Annotated in this window: 13 protein-coding genes; 4 read left to right on the forward strand and 9 right to left on the reverse strand. The window is 59.0% G+C overall.

Annotated elements, in window-relative coordinates:
* Window positions 1-51: 51 nt before the first annotated feature.
* Complete coding sequence (locus tag QA639_RS02755) at window positions 52-1,500, reverse strand: hypothetical protein (protein ID WP_244978757.1); 1,449 nt, start codon at window positions 1,498-1,500, stop codon at window positions 52-54.
* A 582-nt stretch (window positions 1,501-2,082) separates the two neighbouring features.
* Between QA639_RS02755 and QA639_RS02760 the strand changes: the two genes are divergently transcribed.
* The gene (locus QA639_RS02760; protein WP_157347906.1) at window positions 2,083-2,820 is read left to right on the forward strand and encodes a class I SAM-dependent methyltransferase; all 738 of its coding nucleotides are present in this window, start codon (window positions 2,083-2,085) and stop codon (window positions 2,818-2,820) included.
* Between the two features lie 34 nt (window positions 2,821-2,854).
* Here QA639_RS02760 and QA639_RS02765 read toward each other — a convergent pair whose 3' ends face one another.
* The 4 genes from QA639_RS02765 to QA639_RS02780 all read right to left on the reverse strand — a co-directional run bounded on the left by QA639_RS02765 (window position 2,855) and on the right by QA639_RS02780 (window position 7,593).
* Window positions 2,855-3,649 carry a hypothetical protein gene (locus QA639_RS02765; RefSeq protein WP_157347905.1) on the reverse strand — a complete coding sequence of 265 codons (795 nt, stop codon included), beginning with the start codon at window positions 3,647-3,649 and terminating at the stop codon, window positions 2,855-2,857.
* 47 nt (window positions 3,650-3,696) lie between these two features.
* Window positions 3,697-5,010, reverse strand: a complete 1,314-nt coding sequence (locus QA639_RS02770) for an O-antigen ligase family protein (RefSeq protein WP_157347904.1) — start codon at window positions 5,008-5,010, stop codon at window positions 3,697-3,699.
* A 132-nt stretch (window positions 5,011-5,142) separates the two neighbouring features.
* Window positions 5,143-6,282 carry a glycosyltransferase family 4 protein gene (locus QA639_RS02775; protein WP_157347903.1) on the reverse strand — a complete coding sequence of 380 codons (1,140 nt, stop codon included), beginning with the start codon at window positions 6,280-6,282 and terminating at the stop codon, window positions 5,143-5,145.
* Between the two features lie 63 nt (window positions 6,283-6,345).
* Window positions 6,346-7,593, reverse strand: coding sequence for a glycosyltransferase family 4 protein (locus QA639_RS02780; RefSeq protein ID WP_157347902.1), 1,248 nt, complete (start codon window positions 7,591-7,593; stop codon window positions 6,346-6,348).
* 204 nt (window positions 7,594-7,797) lie between these two features.
* Here QA639_RS02780 and QA639_RS02785 point away from each other — a divergent pair, with 204 nt between their 5' ends.
* Together QA639_RS02785 and QA639_RS02790 are read left to right on the forward strand one after the other, a co-directional pair.
* Complete coding sequence (locus QA639_RS02785; protein WP_157347901.1) at window positions 7,798-7,944, forward strand: hypothetical protein; 147 nt, start codon at window positions 7,798-7,800, stop codon at window positions 7,942-7,944.
* A complete protein-coding gene (locus QA639_RS02790; RefSeq protein WP_283089116.1) occupies window positions 7,941-8,951 on the forward strand; it encodes a polysaccharide deacetylase family protein in 1,011 nt (336 codons plus the stop codon). Before QA639_RS02785 ends, QA639_RS02790 begins: the two co-directional genes overlap by 4 nt.
* 120 nt (window positions 8,952-9,071) lie before the next feature.
* Here the strand turns inward: QA639_RS02790 and QA639_RS02795 are convergent, their stop codons facing one another.
* The 4 genes from QA639_RS02795 to QA639_RS02810 form a co-directional block, all read right to left on the reverse strand.
* The gene (locus tag QA639_RS02795; RefSeq protein WP_244978756.1) at window positions 9,072-10,013 is read right to left on the reverse strand and encodes an FkbM family methyltransferase; all 942 of its coding nucleotides are present in this window, start codon (window positions 10,011-10,013) and stop codon (window positions 9,072-9,074) included.
* A gap of 70 nt (window positions 10,014-10,083) precedes the next feature.
* Window positions 10,084-11,562 (reverse strand): lipopolysaccharide biosynthesis protein, encoded by a 1,479-nt coding sequence (locus tag QA639_RS02800; protein WP_157347900.1) that lies wholly within the window; start codon window positions 11,560-11,562, stop codon window positions 10,084-10,086.
* 341 nt (window positions 11,563-11,903) lie between these two features.
* Complete coding sequence (locus QA639_RS02805) at window positions 11,904-13,052, reverse strand: Wzz/FepE/Etk N-terminal domain-containing protein (RefSeq protein WP_157347899.1); 1,149 nt, start codon at window positions 13,050-13,052, stop codon at window positions 11,904-11,906.
* A 119-nt stretch (window positions 13,053-13,171) separates the two neighbouring features.
* Window positions 13,172-14,671: an undecaprenyl-phosphate glucose phosphotransferase gene (locus QA639_RS02810; RefSeq protein WP_283089117.1), complete on the reverse strand. Its 1,500-nt coding sequence runs from the start codon at window positions 14,669-14,671 to the stop codon at window positions 13,172-13,174.
* A 179-nt stretch (window positions 14,672-14,850) separates the two neighbouring features.
* On the opposite strand from QA639_RS02810, the gene QA639_RS02815 reads away from it, so the two are divergent.
* The gene (locus QA639_RS02815; RefSeq protein ID WP_038377630.1) at window positions 14,851-16,230 is read left to right on the forward strand and encodes a polysaccharide biosynthesis/export family protein; all 1,380 of its coding nucleotides are present in this window, start codon (window positions 14,851-14,853) and stop codon (window positions 16,228-16,230) included.
* The last annotated feature ends 264 nt before the right edge of the window (window positions 16,231-16,494 follow it).

A 16,494-nucleotide genomic window follows, 5' to 3' on the forward strand; every position in this document is an offset into this window, starting at 1 on the left:
CGTTGATGGTACTGCACCCGGGCGCAGAGCCCCCCGGGTGCAGTAGCCGGATCAACCTTGAGGCTTGCTCAGGAACGAGTTGTGCGTCCAGCCGGTCCCATTCGACATGGCCGCCACGATCTGACCAGCGTCGACCCGACCGGTGCTACCGGCCAGATACTGGTTCAGCAGCGCAAAGCCCTGGCTTGCCTGGGACGCTCGCGCGCCTTGATCGGCCCAACCGGTCGTCTGCGATGCTGTGTTCGCCAGGGTGCTGGTGTCGCCCATCTGCTGCTGCAACTGCGCAAAGCCGTGGTTTGCCAGGCTCCCCGTGCTCCAATCGGACGGCCGAGGATCCGTCACGCGGATCGTCTGCGGATCCGACGACATCACAGCGCCGGTGGTCGGATCCATAGCGCTCGCGGTCAGCGTGAGGTTCGCGACCGGATGAGCATTGCCCTTGTAGTACGATGTCAGCGTCAGTCCGCTGTCGACCTGCGCGGACGTCAGGGTGATGTTGTTGCCCCTGAGCGTCGTGCCGTCGCCGGTCGTGATCGTCTCGTATCGCGGCAATCCCATGATACTGAGGGTGAGGTTATCGTTGGGGTCGGTCGTTGTAACGGTCGTCCCCAGGTCGACCTGACCGCCTCTGCCGGCCACCCAGAGCGACTTGTCCGCGACGTCGAGCACCGGTGCGGTCACGCTCGGAGTCGAGGGGTTTGTCGGCGTCGTGGGGTCGGTCGGCGTCGTCGGCTGCGCCGGTATCGTCGGATCGGTCGGCGTCGTCGGTGTCGTGGGCGTCGTCGGCTGCGTCGGTGTCGCCGGCGAAGAGGCGCCCTGCAGCGGAGGCGGCAGATCGCCCTGCAACTGCGTCGCATTCATCGTTGTGAAATAGAGTTGCTTATAGCTGGTTGTCAGCTCGACCCAGTTGCTCATCCCGACGCCGGGATTATTCACGAATACACCATTCTGGTAGACGTACCCGGCGGTGGCGTCTCTCCACCAGTCGGCACCGATATTGGCAATGTAGTGTTCGTTCGGATTGTCGACCTTCATGCTCGCCGTGACGAAAACGCCGTCGATCGTTCCGGGCGTGTAGGTGCCGCGGGATCCGCCCGGCCAGAAATGGTCGTTGTATCCGCTGGTCGGTGCATCGACAGATACGCTGCCATCCGCGTTTGTGGTTTGACTCCATGCAATGTTCGCGTTCCCGACGAAGTCAGCGGTGAAGTGGGCGCCTCCGATGGAGCTCGTGTCCTGGTCCTGCACCTTGACCCAGCCGCCGCTCGTGAGATGCACCCAGGTCTCGAAATTTGCTATGTCGACGCTGCCCGGATTAACCGTCTGCCCGACCTCGGGATAGATCTGACCCCATCCGGTGATGGCCGAGAAGCCGGCAGGAGGGGTGCCTCCGCCACCGTTTCTGCCGGAATACCAAGAGTAGGATGAAGGAACGCCCAGCGGGAATCCTTCGCTATTGCCTGTGGTATTTTGATTGATGACATCGTCAAGAGCGGCCAAGCTAATTCTCCATTGCAGACCAAATTGAGGACGAAGAATTCCACTGCCGCGCATGGGGGACGCGCGACATACTGCGTGCTCGTAAGGTCTTGCGACCACGAACAGATTTCAATGCACTGCAGGCCTCGAACCGCGAGGAGATTTCAAAGCAGCGGGCTTAATGAATTTTGCCCCCCCGACTGCTGAGCCGTTTGGTTAATGAGCAAAAATGGCGAAAAAACCTTCAAATCGTGATTTATACACACGTATATGGGGCGCAAATCCCTTGTTCTCGACGCACGTGTGTCGCGGCGACCGATGCTTGTCGGTGCAAGCGTGGATTGAGTTCTGCGTGCCGGGGTAGCCCGCAAGGATTATTGCGGCAACCTCAAGATCAAGAACACACTCGCGGGTGAAGATGGATCGGTTCTCTTCGAATGGCGGCGCGTGGATTGGCGAATCTGAAGCCCGACAATTTGGCGATCCAACAGCGCTGGAAGGACACGCGGTCGCCTGATCGCGTACGACGAACTCGAACGCACGCCCTCGGCGCGGCTGCCGTCACAGGCTGAGGCGAGCGCAATGCAATTTAGGGAGAGAACGATGGCTGTCGTCAGAGGGGCAGAGTTCGGGTCCAACGATCTCTATACCGGGAAAGGTTATGCCGAAGCCCATCCAGGCTGGCATGACGAAGATGCAGGAACCAAGGCCGCGAAGATCGCCAAGATCGTGCGTGACAACAACGTCACCTGCCGGACGATCGTCGACATCGGTTGCGGGGTGGGAGGCGTTCTGAACGCTCTGCTCGAGCACGACATCTTCCGTGACTCGACCGCCGTTGGCTACGATATCGCTCCCTATGCCATCACCGCCGCCAAACCGCGCGAGCGGGACAATCTGCGATTCCACTGCGGAGACTTCTCGCATACCAGCGAAAATTACGATCTTCTATTGTGTATCGATGTCTTCGAGCACATCGATGACTATATGGGCTTTTTGCGAAGGATCAGAGGGCGCGCGAAATACTACGTGTTTCACATCCCGCTCGACATGACCATCCTCGGCGTTCTGCGAGGTCTGCCCCTCCAGCGGCGCAATGAGGTCGGTCACCTGCATTACTTCGACCAGACGACCGCTCTGGCGACGCTGCGCGACACCGGTTTTGAGATTATCGACAACCAGTACACCCGGATGGAGGATTTCCTCCATGTTCATCCCGAATGGCGAACCGCGAAATCAACCCTCGCCATGGCTGGGCGGCAATTGGTTCGGAGCATTGCCGGAGAGGACCTTTCGGTGCGCGTCCTGGGCGGAGCCTCCTTGATGGTCCTCGCCAGCTAGTCAGAATTCCATCGAGAGCCAGAGTTCAGGTCGGCTATCGCAAGGGCGGCGGTGGATCGGCCTGCAGCTGCGATCTGGTCATGGTCGTGAAGAAAAAGTACTGGTAGGTCGTCGTCAGTCGGACCCACGCCCCCATGCCGATGCCAGGATTGTTCACAAACACTCCATCACGGTAGAGGTACGGGGCCGAGGTGTCTCTCCACCAGTCTCCGCCGAAGTTTGCAATCAGATTTGCGTTCGCACTATCGGTGCGCAGCTCTGCCAACGAGAACACTCCGTCGACCGTTTCAGGAGCATACGAGCCCCTTGGCTCCATCCAGAAATGATCATTGTAGCCGAGCGACGGCGAGTTCATCCTGATGCTTCGGTCGGGCTCAAGAATGAGATCCATCGTTGTAGAGGAGTTGTCGGAGAAATCCGCCACGTAGTGCCCGCCATCGACCGAATTCGTTGCCTGATCCTGCACGAGCCTCCAGCCACCACCCGTCAAGTGTACAAAGACGCGATAGTCCTTCAGATAGATATTGGCAGCAACGTTCGGAGCACCAGCTTGCGGATAGATCTGCCCCCAACCCGTCAGTGAAGTGAAATCAGAAGGCGGAGCGCCGTTTCCAGTGGCGGCAGCGCCTCCGGCATACCACGAGTAGGAGGTTCTGACTCCGTGTGGATAGATGCCGGCGTCATGCCCGGAATTTTGCGATACGACGCATTCGATAGATAAGGACACGCAAATGGGCTGGTGAGCACGCTCGCCCCCGGCACTCGGTGACGGGACGAGAGCTTCGAGGACCATGAGCGCTGTGAGGGAAATGGCAAGGTATGTCTTCACGCAAAGAATTCCTAGCAGGGGCCAGCATAACAGCAGCGAAGTTCGGCTCAGATGGCTCCCGGGCTCCCCAATGCTTCAGTCCGCGAACCGGCGATCATTGAGGTCGGCGATTCACGCGATCCGGGGGCGCGTTCAACAGCAGCTTCAGGTTGGGCCAGCACCACGAAAGTGCCGAGTATCAGGTACGACAACGCCACCGTTTCCCTGTTGAAGCTGTCATCGAACAACGCCACCAGCGTTACGCCAATGAACATGGCAATCCAGAGGTTCAGAGGTTGGATTTGCGCCGACCTCCTTCCATAGCAGGCAACAAGCTTCTGCCGGTCCGACATTGCGGCCAGCGGAAGGCTGAACCAGAACACGGTAAAGGAGATCAGGCCGACCACGCCGGTTTCGAAGAACATTTCTACGAACGCACTATGCGCAAGCAGGGCGAATGGGCTGTAGAGCCCCGTTTGACCGGGGCCGTATCCAATCAATGGTTGTTCGAGTGCAAGCGTGGACAGATAGTACCAATGATAAATGCGCCAATGGACGGAGCTCGGAGCCGTGCGCCAATCCCAAACCGTGTAGTTCCCGCTCAAGATATAATCCGGAACCGAGCTCAGCTCCGAAAACGATGCTCCAAATGGAGATGTCCATATGACGATAACGAACGCTGCAGCGAACGCCGGCAAGAGGGCAGGCCGCTGGGCAAAGATATATATGGCGAAGGTCACCCCGAGTAGCGCGACCCCAGTCCTTGACGCAGCGAGGGCGAGCGCGACGAGAAAGAACAGATAAACGACAATGTCATTGTATCCCATGGAAAGGCGCAGTTTGCGACGCGACAGCTCGCAAAGGAAGAAGACCAGCACCAATTCGAGACTGAAGGATACCGGGTGCGCGGACGGGCCCGCCGCTCGTGCATGCTTGTCGTATGGCGATGCGAGCTCCGTATATCCGGCCAGGTATTGGAACAATGCGATCGCCGACATCAGAAACAGCAGAACAATAAAAACACGATGGATGCTCGGGCAAAAGCCAGGAGACTGATAAATGGAAGAGATCAATATCACAAGCATGAACAGGTAGACGTACCTGATGATTTCGTACCACGCGGCGTATTGATCGATGATGCTCCTCGTATTGACGACAAGCGACAGTACGGCAGTGGCCGTGAAGACCGACAAGCATATTAACAGCGTGAAGAGTCTCCGGTGTATCCTGACATGTCGCATGTTCCAGGCTGCCACGAGGCCGACCGCGATGATGATCAACGAAAGAGCCGATGAAATGCCGGTGCCGTACAGACGATCGATTCCGTTGGAGAACGATCTCACAAAAACAAAGAAAAGAAAGAATGTCAGGAGCGCATTCATCTTGAGCGCAACTCCGGCTCATTCAGGGGGCGAAGGACAGCCCGAAGATCGGCGCGGCGTCGCGCCCGCTGGGGACGCTTCCAACGCAAGGCGGCCAGGACGTCCGTGCCGCCATACCACCCGAACAACGCGCTAGGCTGCATGGGGAGGGGCGGTCCGGCGCCGCACGTCCTGGTGTGGCTCGATGGCTCTGCGATAGCATCCGAGCGTTCGTTCGGCGACAGAGTGCCAGTCCTCCCGCTCTGCCAACCAGCGGCGCGTTTTCTCGCGGAGTTCGGGCGGCCACGGACTGCTAGCAAAGGACGCCAGGCGACCCGCGAGCGCTGATACGTCTCCCAAATGGAAATAGTGCGAGTCGTCTAATCCGATCTCCAGAAGAGCGGGAATGTCACTGGCGACGACCGGCAGGCCGAAACTCAAGGCTTCCAGCAGCGCGATCGGCAAGCCCTCGTGCGAAGAAGGCAGGACGAAAATTCCGGCATGGGCGTACAGTTCCTGTAGCGCGATGCCATACTGAAAGCCTGCAACGACTGCCCCGGAAGTCGCCTCGGCGCGCGCTGTCACCTCCGCGGTATAGGCATCGGGATGTTCGGATGTCCCGACCAGCACGAGCTTCCATCCGTCGAGCCTGGCAGCGGCAAAGGCCTGAATCAAGTCGAGGTGTCGTTTCTCCGGAACCAGGCGGCCCACCATCAGCACATATCGTCCCGGCGTAAGCCCGAACTTCTCGAGCGCTGAGGTGCTGATTGGCACGTCGGGCAAGGTGATGCCGTTTGGAATAAGGTCTGAGTTCAAGCCGTACTTGTCCCGCACCAGCTTCAGAATGGTCTGCGAGATCACGATGCGGCCGTCGGAGAACCGCATGCCCCAGGCTTCGCCAGCGTGCAGAACCGCCTTGGCCAGTGGGCCCCACTTTTCGCGGTCGTAATCCGGGCCGTGATGCGTCACGACAACATGCAGTCCCAGCAATCGCGCGAGCGGCGCCATCAAAGCCGGCCCGATGGCTTGGATGTGCAATACGTCCGGTCGCTGCCATGCGGCGACCAGCACGCCGAGAAACGAATGCACGATCGTCTCGAGGCCGGACGCTTTCGGGCACCATACCCGCTGGTAGCGCACTCCGTGCCACTCGTCGCCACGACTGGGCGGCATGTAGGAGGAACGGACGATCACTTTGACATCGCACCCCAACTTTTTGAGATGGGGACACAGATGCTCCGCGTGAGTTTCAACCCCTCCCTGCACATTGGGGAATCCACGCAGGCCAAGCATGATCACCCTCAGTACAAGATGATCCGCACTCACTACAAGTTCCTCCTAAAATCTACAAACTATTCATGAACTCCTTGCGCCATGTACCGCCGCCACCACCGAGGTTCGGCCCGGCAGCAGTGATCGGTAGACGGCCATCAGCTCGGCGTTGTGCTTTTCGAGGGAAAAGTGCCTCTCCACACGAATCCGTCCGGCGGCCCCCATCTGTGCGCGGAGCTCGCCGTCGCCCATGAGGCACTCGAGATGGGTTCGAAGCTCGTCGGCATTGCCGGGCTCGAACAGATATCCGGTCTCCCGGTCGTTCATGAGTTCAGGAACGCCGCCAATGCGAGTCGCAATGACGGCCTTGCCCTGCGCCATCGCCTCCAGGACCGACATCGGGCAATTCTCGCACCACTCCGAAGGCACAACCACCACGGATGCTTCGGCTATCGTTGTGCTCAGCGTGTCTCCGGAGAGGTGACCCGCAAACTGCACGTTTCGTACAAACCGCGACTTCAAGTCATCAGTCAGCGGGCCCGTGCCCGCAATGACAAGCGGCCACGGACATCCCGCCGCCTGATGGGCGCGCAACAGCGTCTCCGCACCCTTGCCCGGCGCGAGCCGGCCGCAGTAAAGAACGTATCCCTTGTCCCGGCCGCGCGGCGAAATGTTCCTGACATCCACGCCGTTGTAGAGCAGCACCGTTCGGTCTGGGGAGAAGCGGCGGGATACCGAATCCTGCATGAAGCGACTCGGTGCGATAAAGCGATCCACTTTCTCGTAGCTTCCGAGCCACTGCTGTGTAACCGCTTCGAGGTAAAGCGTGGCACTCTGCGCCAACGAGCCGTCGGAACAACGATGCGTCAGCACGTGATGGAATCCGCCGGTGAGGCATAGCGAGCACAATTGGTTTCCGAGCGCCCGCGTGTGTACCGGACAGACCGGCTTCGTATCATGCAGCGTCAGGACAACCGGGATTCCGCGCGACTTGGCGACGCCGACGATCGATGGCGTCAACTGATGATAGATGTTGTGACAGTGCATCAAGTCTGGTCGCGTTTCGTCGATCAGCGATGCGAGCTTGCTTACAGCCTCGCGCGAGTGGATCAGCGCGAGGGCACCCCTTATCTTGGAGAGGTAGCCGCCGTTGCGGTAATCCTGACGAGAGACAAAATGAGTGGAGTAGGGTGACTCGATATTCCGCTCGTGCTGCATTGCGAAGTCAATGACTTCCACCCCGCTGTCCGTCAGGAACGCTCGTTCCTGAAACAGAACGGTCTCTGCGCCACCATTGTTGAAGAGGTATTTGTTAGCGAGGAGTACCTTCATTAAGGAGCCGTTCCATCGATACGCAGATCACAACAGCCGCCCGCGCCTGGTGCTGTTTGTGCTCGACAGAAAAAGGCTACCTTGAAAGCTATCCGAGGCAGGTGGCGCATTCAGGGTGGGATGGGCGAATTGAGGGGTACCTATGAGTGAGTACCGGTGTCGCAGTTGCGTAGACGCAGCGGTTCCACGATAAATGGAGGGGCAATGCCTGCCAGTGCGTACGAGACGCTCACTTTTCTTACGATGGACAATTTGAAGATGAACATCGGCGGCGCGCCGCGCGTGGAATTAACCCGGGCTCGGACTGGTGTGGTGGATTCTCTGACCAGCGGTGACAAGGGGGCGCCGTGAAGCAGAGTTTCAAGGCAGCGCTATTCCAGGCGGTTCGCTGGTCCGGACTGACGCCAGCTCTACGCAAGATTTTTGCAGGCAGGGCCGCTATTCTGATGTTTCACGAGGTTCAGCGGGATTTCCGCTCCGAGCTGATGACCGGAACATCAGAGGACTTCTTTGAGTATTCGCTCAAGTGGCTGCACCACGAGGGGTGGGAGATTGTCAGCCTCGAAACATGTCTTGAGCGGTTGGCAAATGATTCGCAGCCGCGCCGCTATGCTGTGGTTACCTTCGATGACGGTTATCGAGACAATGTTTCGACGGCGCTTCCGATCCTCGAGCGCAACAACGCCCCGTTCACGGTCTATGTTCCTACGGGCGCTCCGACGCGGACGCTGCAGTCGTGGTGGCTCGGCTTGCGCGAAGTTCTTCGCTCGCGAGACACCGTTACCATTGACGCGATGGGCATCCGGTTTTCCTGTCCCGATCTGAACAGCAAGGCGTCTGCCATGAGCAAGGTGGCAACTTGGGTTCACGAGGATTATAACCGGGCCGAATTGCTCGCCCCAACGTTCCGCAGTGCGGGTGTATCTCTGGCGGCATTGAACGACGTCTATTTCCTGGATGAACGCGAGCTTCAAAGCTTGGCGCAGCATCCTCTCGCTTCAATTGGCGGCCACACGGATTCCCACCCGGCACTGGCGTGCCTGGATGCAGCCTCAGCGCGAGCCGAAATGGCGGGCAACCGCAGCTATTTGGAGAATTTGCTTCAGAGTCCCGTCCGGCATTTCGCCTACCCTTACGGCACCCCCGGAGCGTGTGACACTCGGGAGGAGCGTCTTGCGGAGGAAGTCGGCTTCTCGACCGCGGTGACCACGCGGCATGGACAGGTGTCCGATCGCAAGCCAAATCAACTTGCACTGCCGCGTATCGGCGTGGGTGGACAATTCGACACAAAGCTTGCGTTCGAGGCCCGAATGAACGGCATCCAGTCGGCGATGCACGGACTGCTGGGTCTTAGCTAATAATCTTACACCCTGGTGATGACGGTGGGCCGCTCGCGCGTGAGGCACGAAATCAGATCGCTCGGGCTCTCAATCTATAAGGCGCTCCGCCAGGATCTTCCGTAGCGGCGCCCGGCGCGCTTATGCGCGGCCGGCAGCCCGTTCCATCCACTGGTGAAATCCACTCCCTGGTGGGCAGGTTACGAAATTGTAGCCAATTCTCGGGTTCGTCTTGACCCTGTCCAGAACGCCGAGTTCCTCGACCTTCGTAATTGCCCCGTCCGTAGCGATGGAAAAGACCGGAAATCCTTCGGTATCGATCATGTACCTCGTGGTCGTGTGGCTCCGGTCGTTGCCGTGATCCTCGTAGATGATCAGCGTATCGCGCTTTAGCACTTCGCGCGCCCCTTTGAAGGCCGAGATTTCCGCACCCTCGACGTCAAGCTTGACGACGAGCCGATCGCGGTCGGTCATCTGCAGCTGCCGTGCCAGCGAATCAAGCGTGATCGATACGACTGGTTCGATGTGCTTTGAGGGCATACCTTGCGACGTAACGATGTGTCGGGCGTCATGTGATCCGTCGTCGGAGAAGGACAACATCTGTCCGTCAGTCTCGAACAAGGCCTTGCGGCAGATCTCGAAGCGCCGATCGTTGGCACTACGGTTCTGCTCGAGAATCGCGAGCGTTTGCCGTGAGGCCTCGACAGCTATCGCGCGCTTGCGACCCAGCATTTCCGACGTGACGAGAACTGACCAGTACCCGATGTTGGCGCCGCAATCGAAGAACGTGTAGTCGACATCCTTCAGCCGCAGCAGAAGCATCGCTATGTCTGATTCGTAGGTGCGATGGGGCTGACCGACAAAGAAAGCATTCCAGTAGGCGTCGTCCAACTCAAAGTACAAGCGGCTACCGTCCGCGAAATGGACGCAAGGCGTCTGGGAATGGATCAGCGGACGGACCGCTCGCATTGCGAGTCCCATTCCACGCCCCGTACTCCGCGCAACAATCGTGTGCAGAAGCTTCACCAGCCCGATCGAAATCGGGTTTCCCGACACTTCGTAATCGAATGTATCCTGGTCCATGAGGTACCGTCTCTCGCGCCCAATTCCGATTACAGCAGTCGCGTCCTCGTATGGCAACGAACGCATTCAACTATCTCCCCGAATCACGCACGTCGTGTCCCGACCGCCGCGCGCGCGGCCGCAAGTCGAGAATGGTCGCACCGGTTTCCGGCCGCACCGCGTCCATGAGCGGCTCGGATGGGCCTCGCCGCATTGTGCGCCTTACTAGCGCAATGAGCGTCGTGGTGGCCGTGATATCGATGCCCTCCGCGGCGTACATGTGGGCCGCTGTCCATGCCCTGGTTGCCACGGCTGTGCAGGAACCAGCAATTGCCGCTCCAAGAGCCCCAAAGGCCCAGGTCGCGCTGATCATGGCCACGAGTCCCACGGCCCAGGTCGTTACCACGATTTGCATAGCGGCCCGCTGGTGTCCCGTCATACTCAGTGCGATAGCGCCGATGCCGAAGTATGTCGAAATCAACAGGCCGATTGCCAAGACCATCAGGACTGGGTAGGCGCGGGTGAAAGCGGCTCCGAACGTCATTAGCGCGAGGTCGCCGGCGACCGCCAATGTTGCGACGCAGCCGAGGACGGCGACAAACGCAGCCAGTGACGCTCCTGACGTGATGCGCGTGATTTCCGCATGACGATTTTCATCGAACAAGCGTGCCATGAGGGGCGCTGCGGGTACACAGAAAGTTGCCAGAAAGAAATCAAGCAAGAACGCGATCCGGGTGGCAGCGTAGTAATATCCGCCGGCGTCCGGGCCGACCATGACCGAGACGATGATGACATCTACCGTGCCGCCCATCACGCTGGTGATGCTGGTTACCCAGAACGGTCCCGAAGCGGAAACCATGTCGACAATCCGGTCATTCGATCGATTCACCGCCACGGTGAATACCTTATAGCCCTCTGCGAGACGTCGTAGGTAACCGTTCTGCGCGGGGATCAGCACGACCAGGACGCCGGTCGCAATCATCAGAACGTCTCCCGCCTGCAGCGGACGGCCAAACGTCAAGAAGAGAAAGCCGCCCAGCAGTATGATGAGCAACCGCCACAACACATCCTTGGTCACGAGCGCGAGGTTGACGGAACCGAGCGCGCGCCCCAACGAGCCCTGCATTTCGATCAAAGCCAATGGCAAGATCAGCAGCACGCTCGTGCAATATTGCCACCGTCCGAATATCCCATCGCGGCCGTGCGCGACGACGAACAGGAGGAGAGAGACCAAGGTCACGGCAATGCTGCCGAGACACGCCAAACGAACCTGCCTTGCGACAATCGAGCTGATCTCGGGGAAACATTTCCGGACGGCGATGCTTGGTATTTCCCGCAGCACGCGAAACTGCTGGCCGAAGAGGCCGACCGTGGAGGCGACGACCGCGAATGTCATCAGCGACATGAGCGCCCCGTATTCCTCTATGGTCATCATCCGCGCAAAACTCACGCCGAAGAGGAAGGACACGGCAGCGCCCGAGCAGCGATAGACCATAGCCAGCCATGACTGCCGGAGGATATTGCTGAGCACGGTCACCGATCCGCCGGACGCCTGAAAAAAGCTCGTCATTGCGCATTCCAACGTTGGCGAACGCCACGCGACGCCCGGCGATTGTAATCGAGTTCTTCGCGGGCGGATGGTGGGTTGCGCACTGACTGAAGGTTCAAGAGCCAACTTTCCATCATGTGGCGGATTGTCGCATGATAGGGGCCGAATGTAACTCCGTGGATGCGGAGGGCATTCGGCCCTTCCGGACTACCTACTCCGGTAGCCGTGGAGGAGATCCAAACAGAACCGGTGCCGTCTTCGTCGAGGTGAGGGCAGGTCGCCGACAAACGCCTTTTGACGATGATGTACAGGATCGGTCCAGTCTCGCGGTGATGTCGATGATCGGAAACCAACTTGTGGGACTACAGATCGGGGTTGGCCTCCTTGTATGCGTGACCTTTGTCGACCTTGAATGAACCGTCAAAATGGGGTCTCCCACTGCTGCCCTTGGGCCCTTGGAGGACTGCGGTTCCTCCGCCGGATGCGGTTCCTGCGCTCCAGCGTGCCGGTGCGCGCGCCCGGTCGGACCAGTCGCGCAGCAATCCAATTCCGATGCCAAGAAGCGCGCCGCCAAGGATCGCTATTGCAATTACCAATCGGGCGTTGGGTGAGCTGGCCGTGTACGGATGAGAGACCCCGGTAAGCAAGCGCGTCTCGAACACCGGCGCGGATTGCTGCTGCATGGCGTCCATATAGCGCAGCATCCGGAGGAAATTGTCATAGGTCCTGGCGGCGGCGTCGGCAGTCGCTTCCAATTCGCGGAGTTCGTCCTTTGATTGCGACGAGGCGATACCCGCGGGAGCCGCGACGCCGTTCCTGGCCCCGTTGTATTCCGTTACAGCCCTCTTGGCGGTCGCCGCCTGGTTGCTCAATTCGTTGACACGATCCTTGACCCATTTCTCGTTTTGCAGTCCCCACTTGTACTTCGCATCCATTTGCGTCGTAACGTAAGTCTCCACGACGGTGCCCAAGATCTCCGCCGCCCGATCGGGGTCGACGGAATTGAAGGCGAGATCGACTATGTACGTGAGACCGGCGCGCTTAACCGTGAGCTTGCGCGCGAATGCTTCCACCGCGTCGCGCGTGATGTTGCCGCCAGTTTCCGGCCTGCTCCAGCCGAGCAGCCGAGATGTCGTCTGGCTGAGGCGGTGCAACGCACCTGCGGAAAATTCCCGATCATCCGCCAAACCGAGCTTTTCTATCGTCGCGCGAGCGACGCCATCGGACCTCAAGATAGCGATCTGACTTTCCACGGCCGTCGTGACGGACGCTGTATCGCTCGAAGGTGCTTTGGCGTCGACGATGAGCTGCGCGGTGGCCGTAAACGTCGGCGTTGCGGTAACGAGATAGAGCGCGGCGAGGACAAGCGACAAAAAGCCTGTCATCAGAATGATCGGGGCGCGGCGGCGCAAAAAGGCGAGGGCGTATTTTACGAATTCGGCCGGCGAGCTAAAATCAGGCGGGATAATGTCCTGAGGTGCCGAATTGTCAGCTCTGTGAGATTGCAGCATTGTCTCGAACCTGCGCTTACTGATGACACAACCCAAGGCTCCGCCGTTTGAACGGGAACGAGATCGACTGCAATGCCGTTGCTATTTCAAATAGGCAGCATGAAGCAGGCGGCGTCACGTTAACAGGCATTCCAATAGGCCTTTCTGGAGAAGAGGGTCATGGCGATGATCTTGAGATCGAGAAGGAATGACCAATTGTCGATGTAATACAGGTCATGCTCGATACGACGTTGCATCTTCTCCAGGGTATCGGTTTCGCCGCGATAGCCGTTGACCTGTGCCCAGCCGGTAATGCCGGGCTTGACGTTGTGGCGGCGGGAAAATGACGAAATCAGCCGGGCGAAGCTCTCGTTCTGCGAGGTCGCGTGCGGACGAGGTCCGACGAGTGACATGTCGCCAACCAGCACGTTGAAGAGCTGTGGAAGCTCATCGATATTGGTGTGACGCATGAAGCGTCCCAACCGGGTCACGCGTGGATCGTGTCTGGTCACCTGCTTGAAATTGTCGCCGTCCTCCGTCACGGTCATCGATCTGAATTTCAGCACGCGAATAGTCTCGTTGTTGTAGCCGTGCCGTGTCTGACGAAATAGCACCGGCCCGGGGGAATCGAGCTTGATTGCGAGTGGAAGGATGACGAAGAGCGGACTGATTATGACAAGTCCGGCAATTGCGGTCGCGATGTCGAAGGCTCGTTTGATCGCCCGGTGGAACGGCGTCAGGGGAGACTGGAAGATGCGCATCGTCACCATGTTGCCGAATTGCGTGATGCGCGACACGGCCATGAGGTCGATTGCACCGACCGGGACGACGTGAACGTCAACAGGAAGCTCTGACAGGGCGCCGGCGAGCGCGAGGGCCGCCCGAACATCCGACTCCGAAGTCAGAATGACAATGTCATCCGCTCGCAGGGGCCGGCACTCTGCGATCAGTTCGCGGACATGGGATAGCACTTCGATCGCCTCGGAGTGCTCCGGTGCTGAAGATCCCTTGCGAAAGCTCCGCAACTCGAACGAGCGAATGGTCCGGATTCCGGTGGCGCTTACTCGTGCGGAAAAATCCAAGCAGTGGCTCGGTTCACCTATGAGGATGACGCGCCTGGCGTCGATCAGTCCGGATGCGATGGCAGGTTGCAGCAACGAGAAGCAAATTGCCCGCGCGAAGAGCACCATGACGATAACGCTTGCCGCCTGGGCCATCACGGTGGCGCGCGAGTAGCCGTCCGAGATCTTGAGAAGAAATATCGTTGAGATGAAGAAGGAGAATACGAAGAAGACGGCGCTGACGCCGCTCCATAGGAAGATGTGCCGGGGCTGCGTCTGGATCCGCGAATACTGCCGAAGCCCAACGGAAACGAGCAGCTGCAACATGGCAATCAGAAGAGATTCCAGGATGTATTTGGGAGCGTCCGGATAGTCGAGCGAAAGGACCAGTCGATAATAGAGCAGAGCAGCGGCAAAAGCCCCAACAGCTACGAGGAGGAACTCGGCGCCTGCCGCCAATACCAGCAAGGCGACCAATCGATTCTTGCCAAGGTCAGCCGCAATTGCCTTGCGGCCAGTGACCGAATGCGCCGAACGCTCGGTAGGGGCCGGCGAATTGGTGAAAAACGCATAACTCACCGGTTACTCCCAGGCAGTCCGTCAAGCAGTCTGTCCCCTGACAAAAACAATAGCATTCGGGTCAGGAGGCGGATTGGCAATAAATGGGTAGCCGGGAGTAACTACGATGGTCAGTTGAGCCGAGGCGCTGCGGGATTAGATTGTCGATCAATCCGTGAGACCGAGCCATCGAGCACGCCATGCCGAACGCCAAGCTGCGTAATTTCTTCCATCTTGACAACCGTCGCGGTCAACCAGGTCGTTGCGTCAGGTGGGGCCTGGTGGCTGTTGGCCTGACGATTTCCGCGCAGGCGAAAGCCGAATATCGAGTGAGCGTCGGAGATGTTCTGGAGGTCGCGGTGGCAGGCGTACCGGAGTTGCGGCAGCGCGCGCCTGTCCAGGTCGATGGCAATATCTCGTTGCCGCTGGTCGGGATGGTCCCGGTCGCCGGCCTGCCGTTGCAAGAGATTCGGGCCAAGGTCGGGGCCGCAATGACGAGCAAGGTCTTTCGACAGAGGACTGTGGACGGCCGCGAGGTCGTGGTCGTCATAGATGCAGATCAGGTCACGGCGATCGTGGCGGAGTACAGGCCTGTTTACGTCAACGGGGACGTGTCGAAGCCGGGGGAGTACCCTTATCGTCCGGCGAGCACCGCGCGCCAGCTCATCGCCATGGCGGGTGGCTACGACATCATGCATATCAGGATGAACAACCCGTATCTCGAGTCAGCCGACCTGAGAAGCGAGTATGGATCGCTCTGGACAGAACTCGCCAAGGAACAGGCGCGGATGTGGCGCATCAAGAGCGAACTCGGGGAAGGGACGCAGATCAATCCAAGCGCTTCTCTTGCCGACCTGCCGATAGCTCGGTCGGCGGTTTCGGAAATCGTCAATGCGGAAGCCGAATATCTGAAGACGAAGCAGAATGACTATCAGCAGGAAAAGGCGTACTTGCAGCGCAGCGTTCGGCAGGGAGACGACGAGGTCCGCGTGCTGTCGGAGCAGCAAAAGAAAGATGAAGAAGGACTTCAGTCCGACGTCGAGGATCTTCAGAAAGCGACCGACCTGTTCGGCAAGGGATCGTTGATCAGCCCTCGCGTGACGGATGCGCGTCGCGCGGTTCTGCTGTCGGCAACCCGGAGGCTGCAGACCTCTGCGCAATTGCTCCAGGTCAAGAAACTGCAGGACGAGTACGCCAGACGGTTGGTCAAGCTCGACGATCAGCGGAAGCTTGATCTGTTCCGTGAGCTGCAAGAGACCAGCTTAAAGCTCAATCAGATTCGCGAGAAACTGCAGAGCGTCGGTGAGAAGCTTCAGTACACTTCGATGGTTCGATCGCAGCTCGCACGGGGATCCGGCAGCAAGCCGGATATTGCTATTATTAGAAAGAGCGAGAAAGGACCTGAACGGGTTGTCGTGAACGAGGATGCCGAGTTGCAGCCGGGTGACACCATCGAGGTCTCTCTGCGATACCAGGATGGTCCCGACGCGGCACCTCGAAAGCTAAGCAGTTCAAACGTTCCGGTCGTGATAGGCCGGACCGACGTGACCGCGGCAGACTCGCGGCGCGACAGCAGGTGACAAAGCCGGAAGCGGCATAGTGGTCGGGATTGGCACGTCGAGCGAAATGAGGAATTTGCGCCCCCGTCGATCGCATGAAGCGCCCGGTCAGCCCGCATCAGGGGCCATTTGGAATTGGAAGACACGAGCAGCCATGGAGTTTGATGCCGCTCATCCGCATATTTTATCGCCTATGCGACGGTGCCGCCGCTTAGGCATAGGCAATTCCGCTTGATATGAGCCTTGAATATTTTGTGACCTTTGCCGTTCTCGATCCGCTGTTCC

The sequence above is a fragment of the Bradyrhizobium pachyrhizi genome (assembly GCF_029714545.1).
GTDB classification, from domain to species: Bacteria; Pseudomonadota; Alphaproteobacteria; order Rhizobiales; family Xanthobacteraceae; genus Bradyrhizobium; species Bradyrhizobium pachyrhizi.

Excerpts from the sequence above, each read along its gene's own strand:
- QA639_RS02775 (WP_157347903.1), bottom strand. The coding sequence starts at position 6,282 with ATGCTTGGCCTGCGTGGATTCCCCAATGTGCAGGGAGGGGTTGAAACT.
- QA639_RS02785 (WP_157347901.1), top strand. The coding sequence starts at position 7,798 with ATGCCTGCCAGTGCGTACGAGACGCTCACTTTTCTTACGATGGACAAT.
- QA639_RS02770 (WP_157347904.1), bottom strand. The coding sequence starts at position 5,010 with ATGAATGCGCTCCTGACATTCTTTCTTTTCTTTGTTTTTGTGAGATCG.
- QA639_RS02780 (WP_157347902.1), bottom strand. The coding sequence starts at position 7,593 with ATGAAGGTACTCCTCGCTAACAAATACCTCTTCAACAATGGTGGCGCA.
- QA639_RS02795 (WP_244978756.1), bottom strand. The coding sequence starts at position 10,013 with ATGGACCAGGATACATTCGATTACGAAGTGTCGGGAAACCCGATTTCG.
- QA639_RS02805 (WP_157347899.1), bottom strand. The coding sequence starts at position 13,052 with ATGCTGCAATCTCACAGAGCTGACAATTCGGCACCTCAGGACATTATC.
- QA639_RS02815 (WP_038377630.1), top strand. The coding sequence starts at position 14,851 with ATGCCGAACGCCAAGCTGCGTAATTTCTTCCATCTTGACAACCGTCGC.
- QA639_RS02760 (WP_157347906.1), top strand. The coding sequence starts at position 2,083 with ATGGCTGTCGTCAGAGGGGCAGAGTTCGGGTCCAACGATCTCTATACC.
- QA639_RS02800 (WP_157347900.1), bottom strand. The coding sequence starts at position 11,562 with ATGACGAGCTTTTTTCAGGCGTCCGGCGGATCGGTGACCGTGCTCAGC.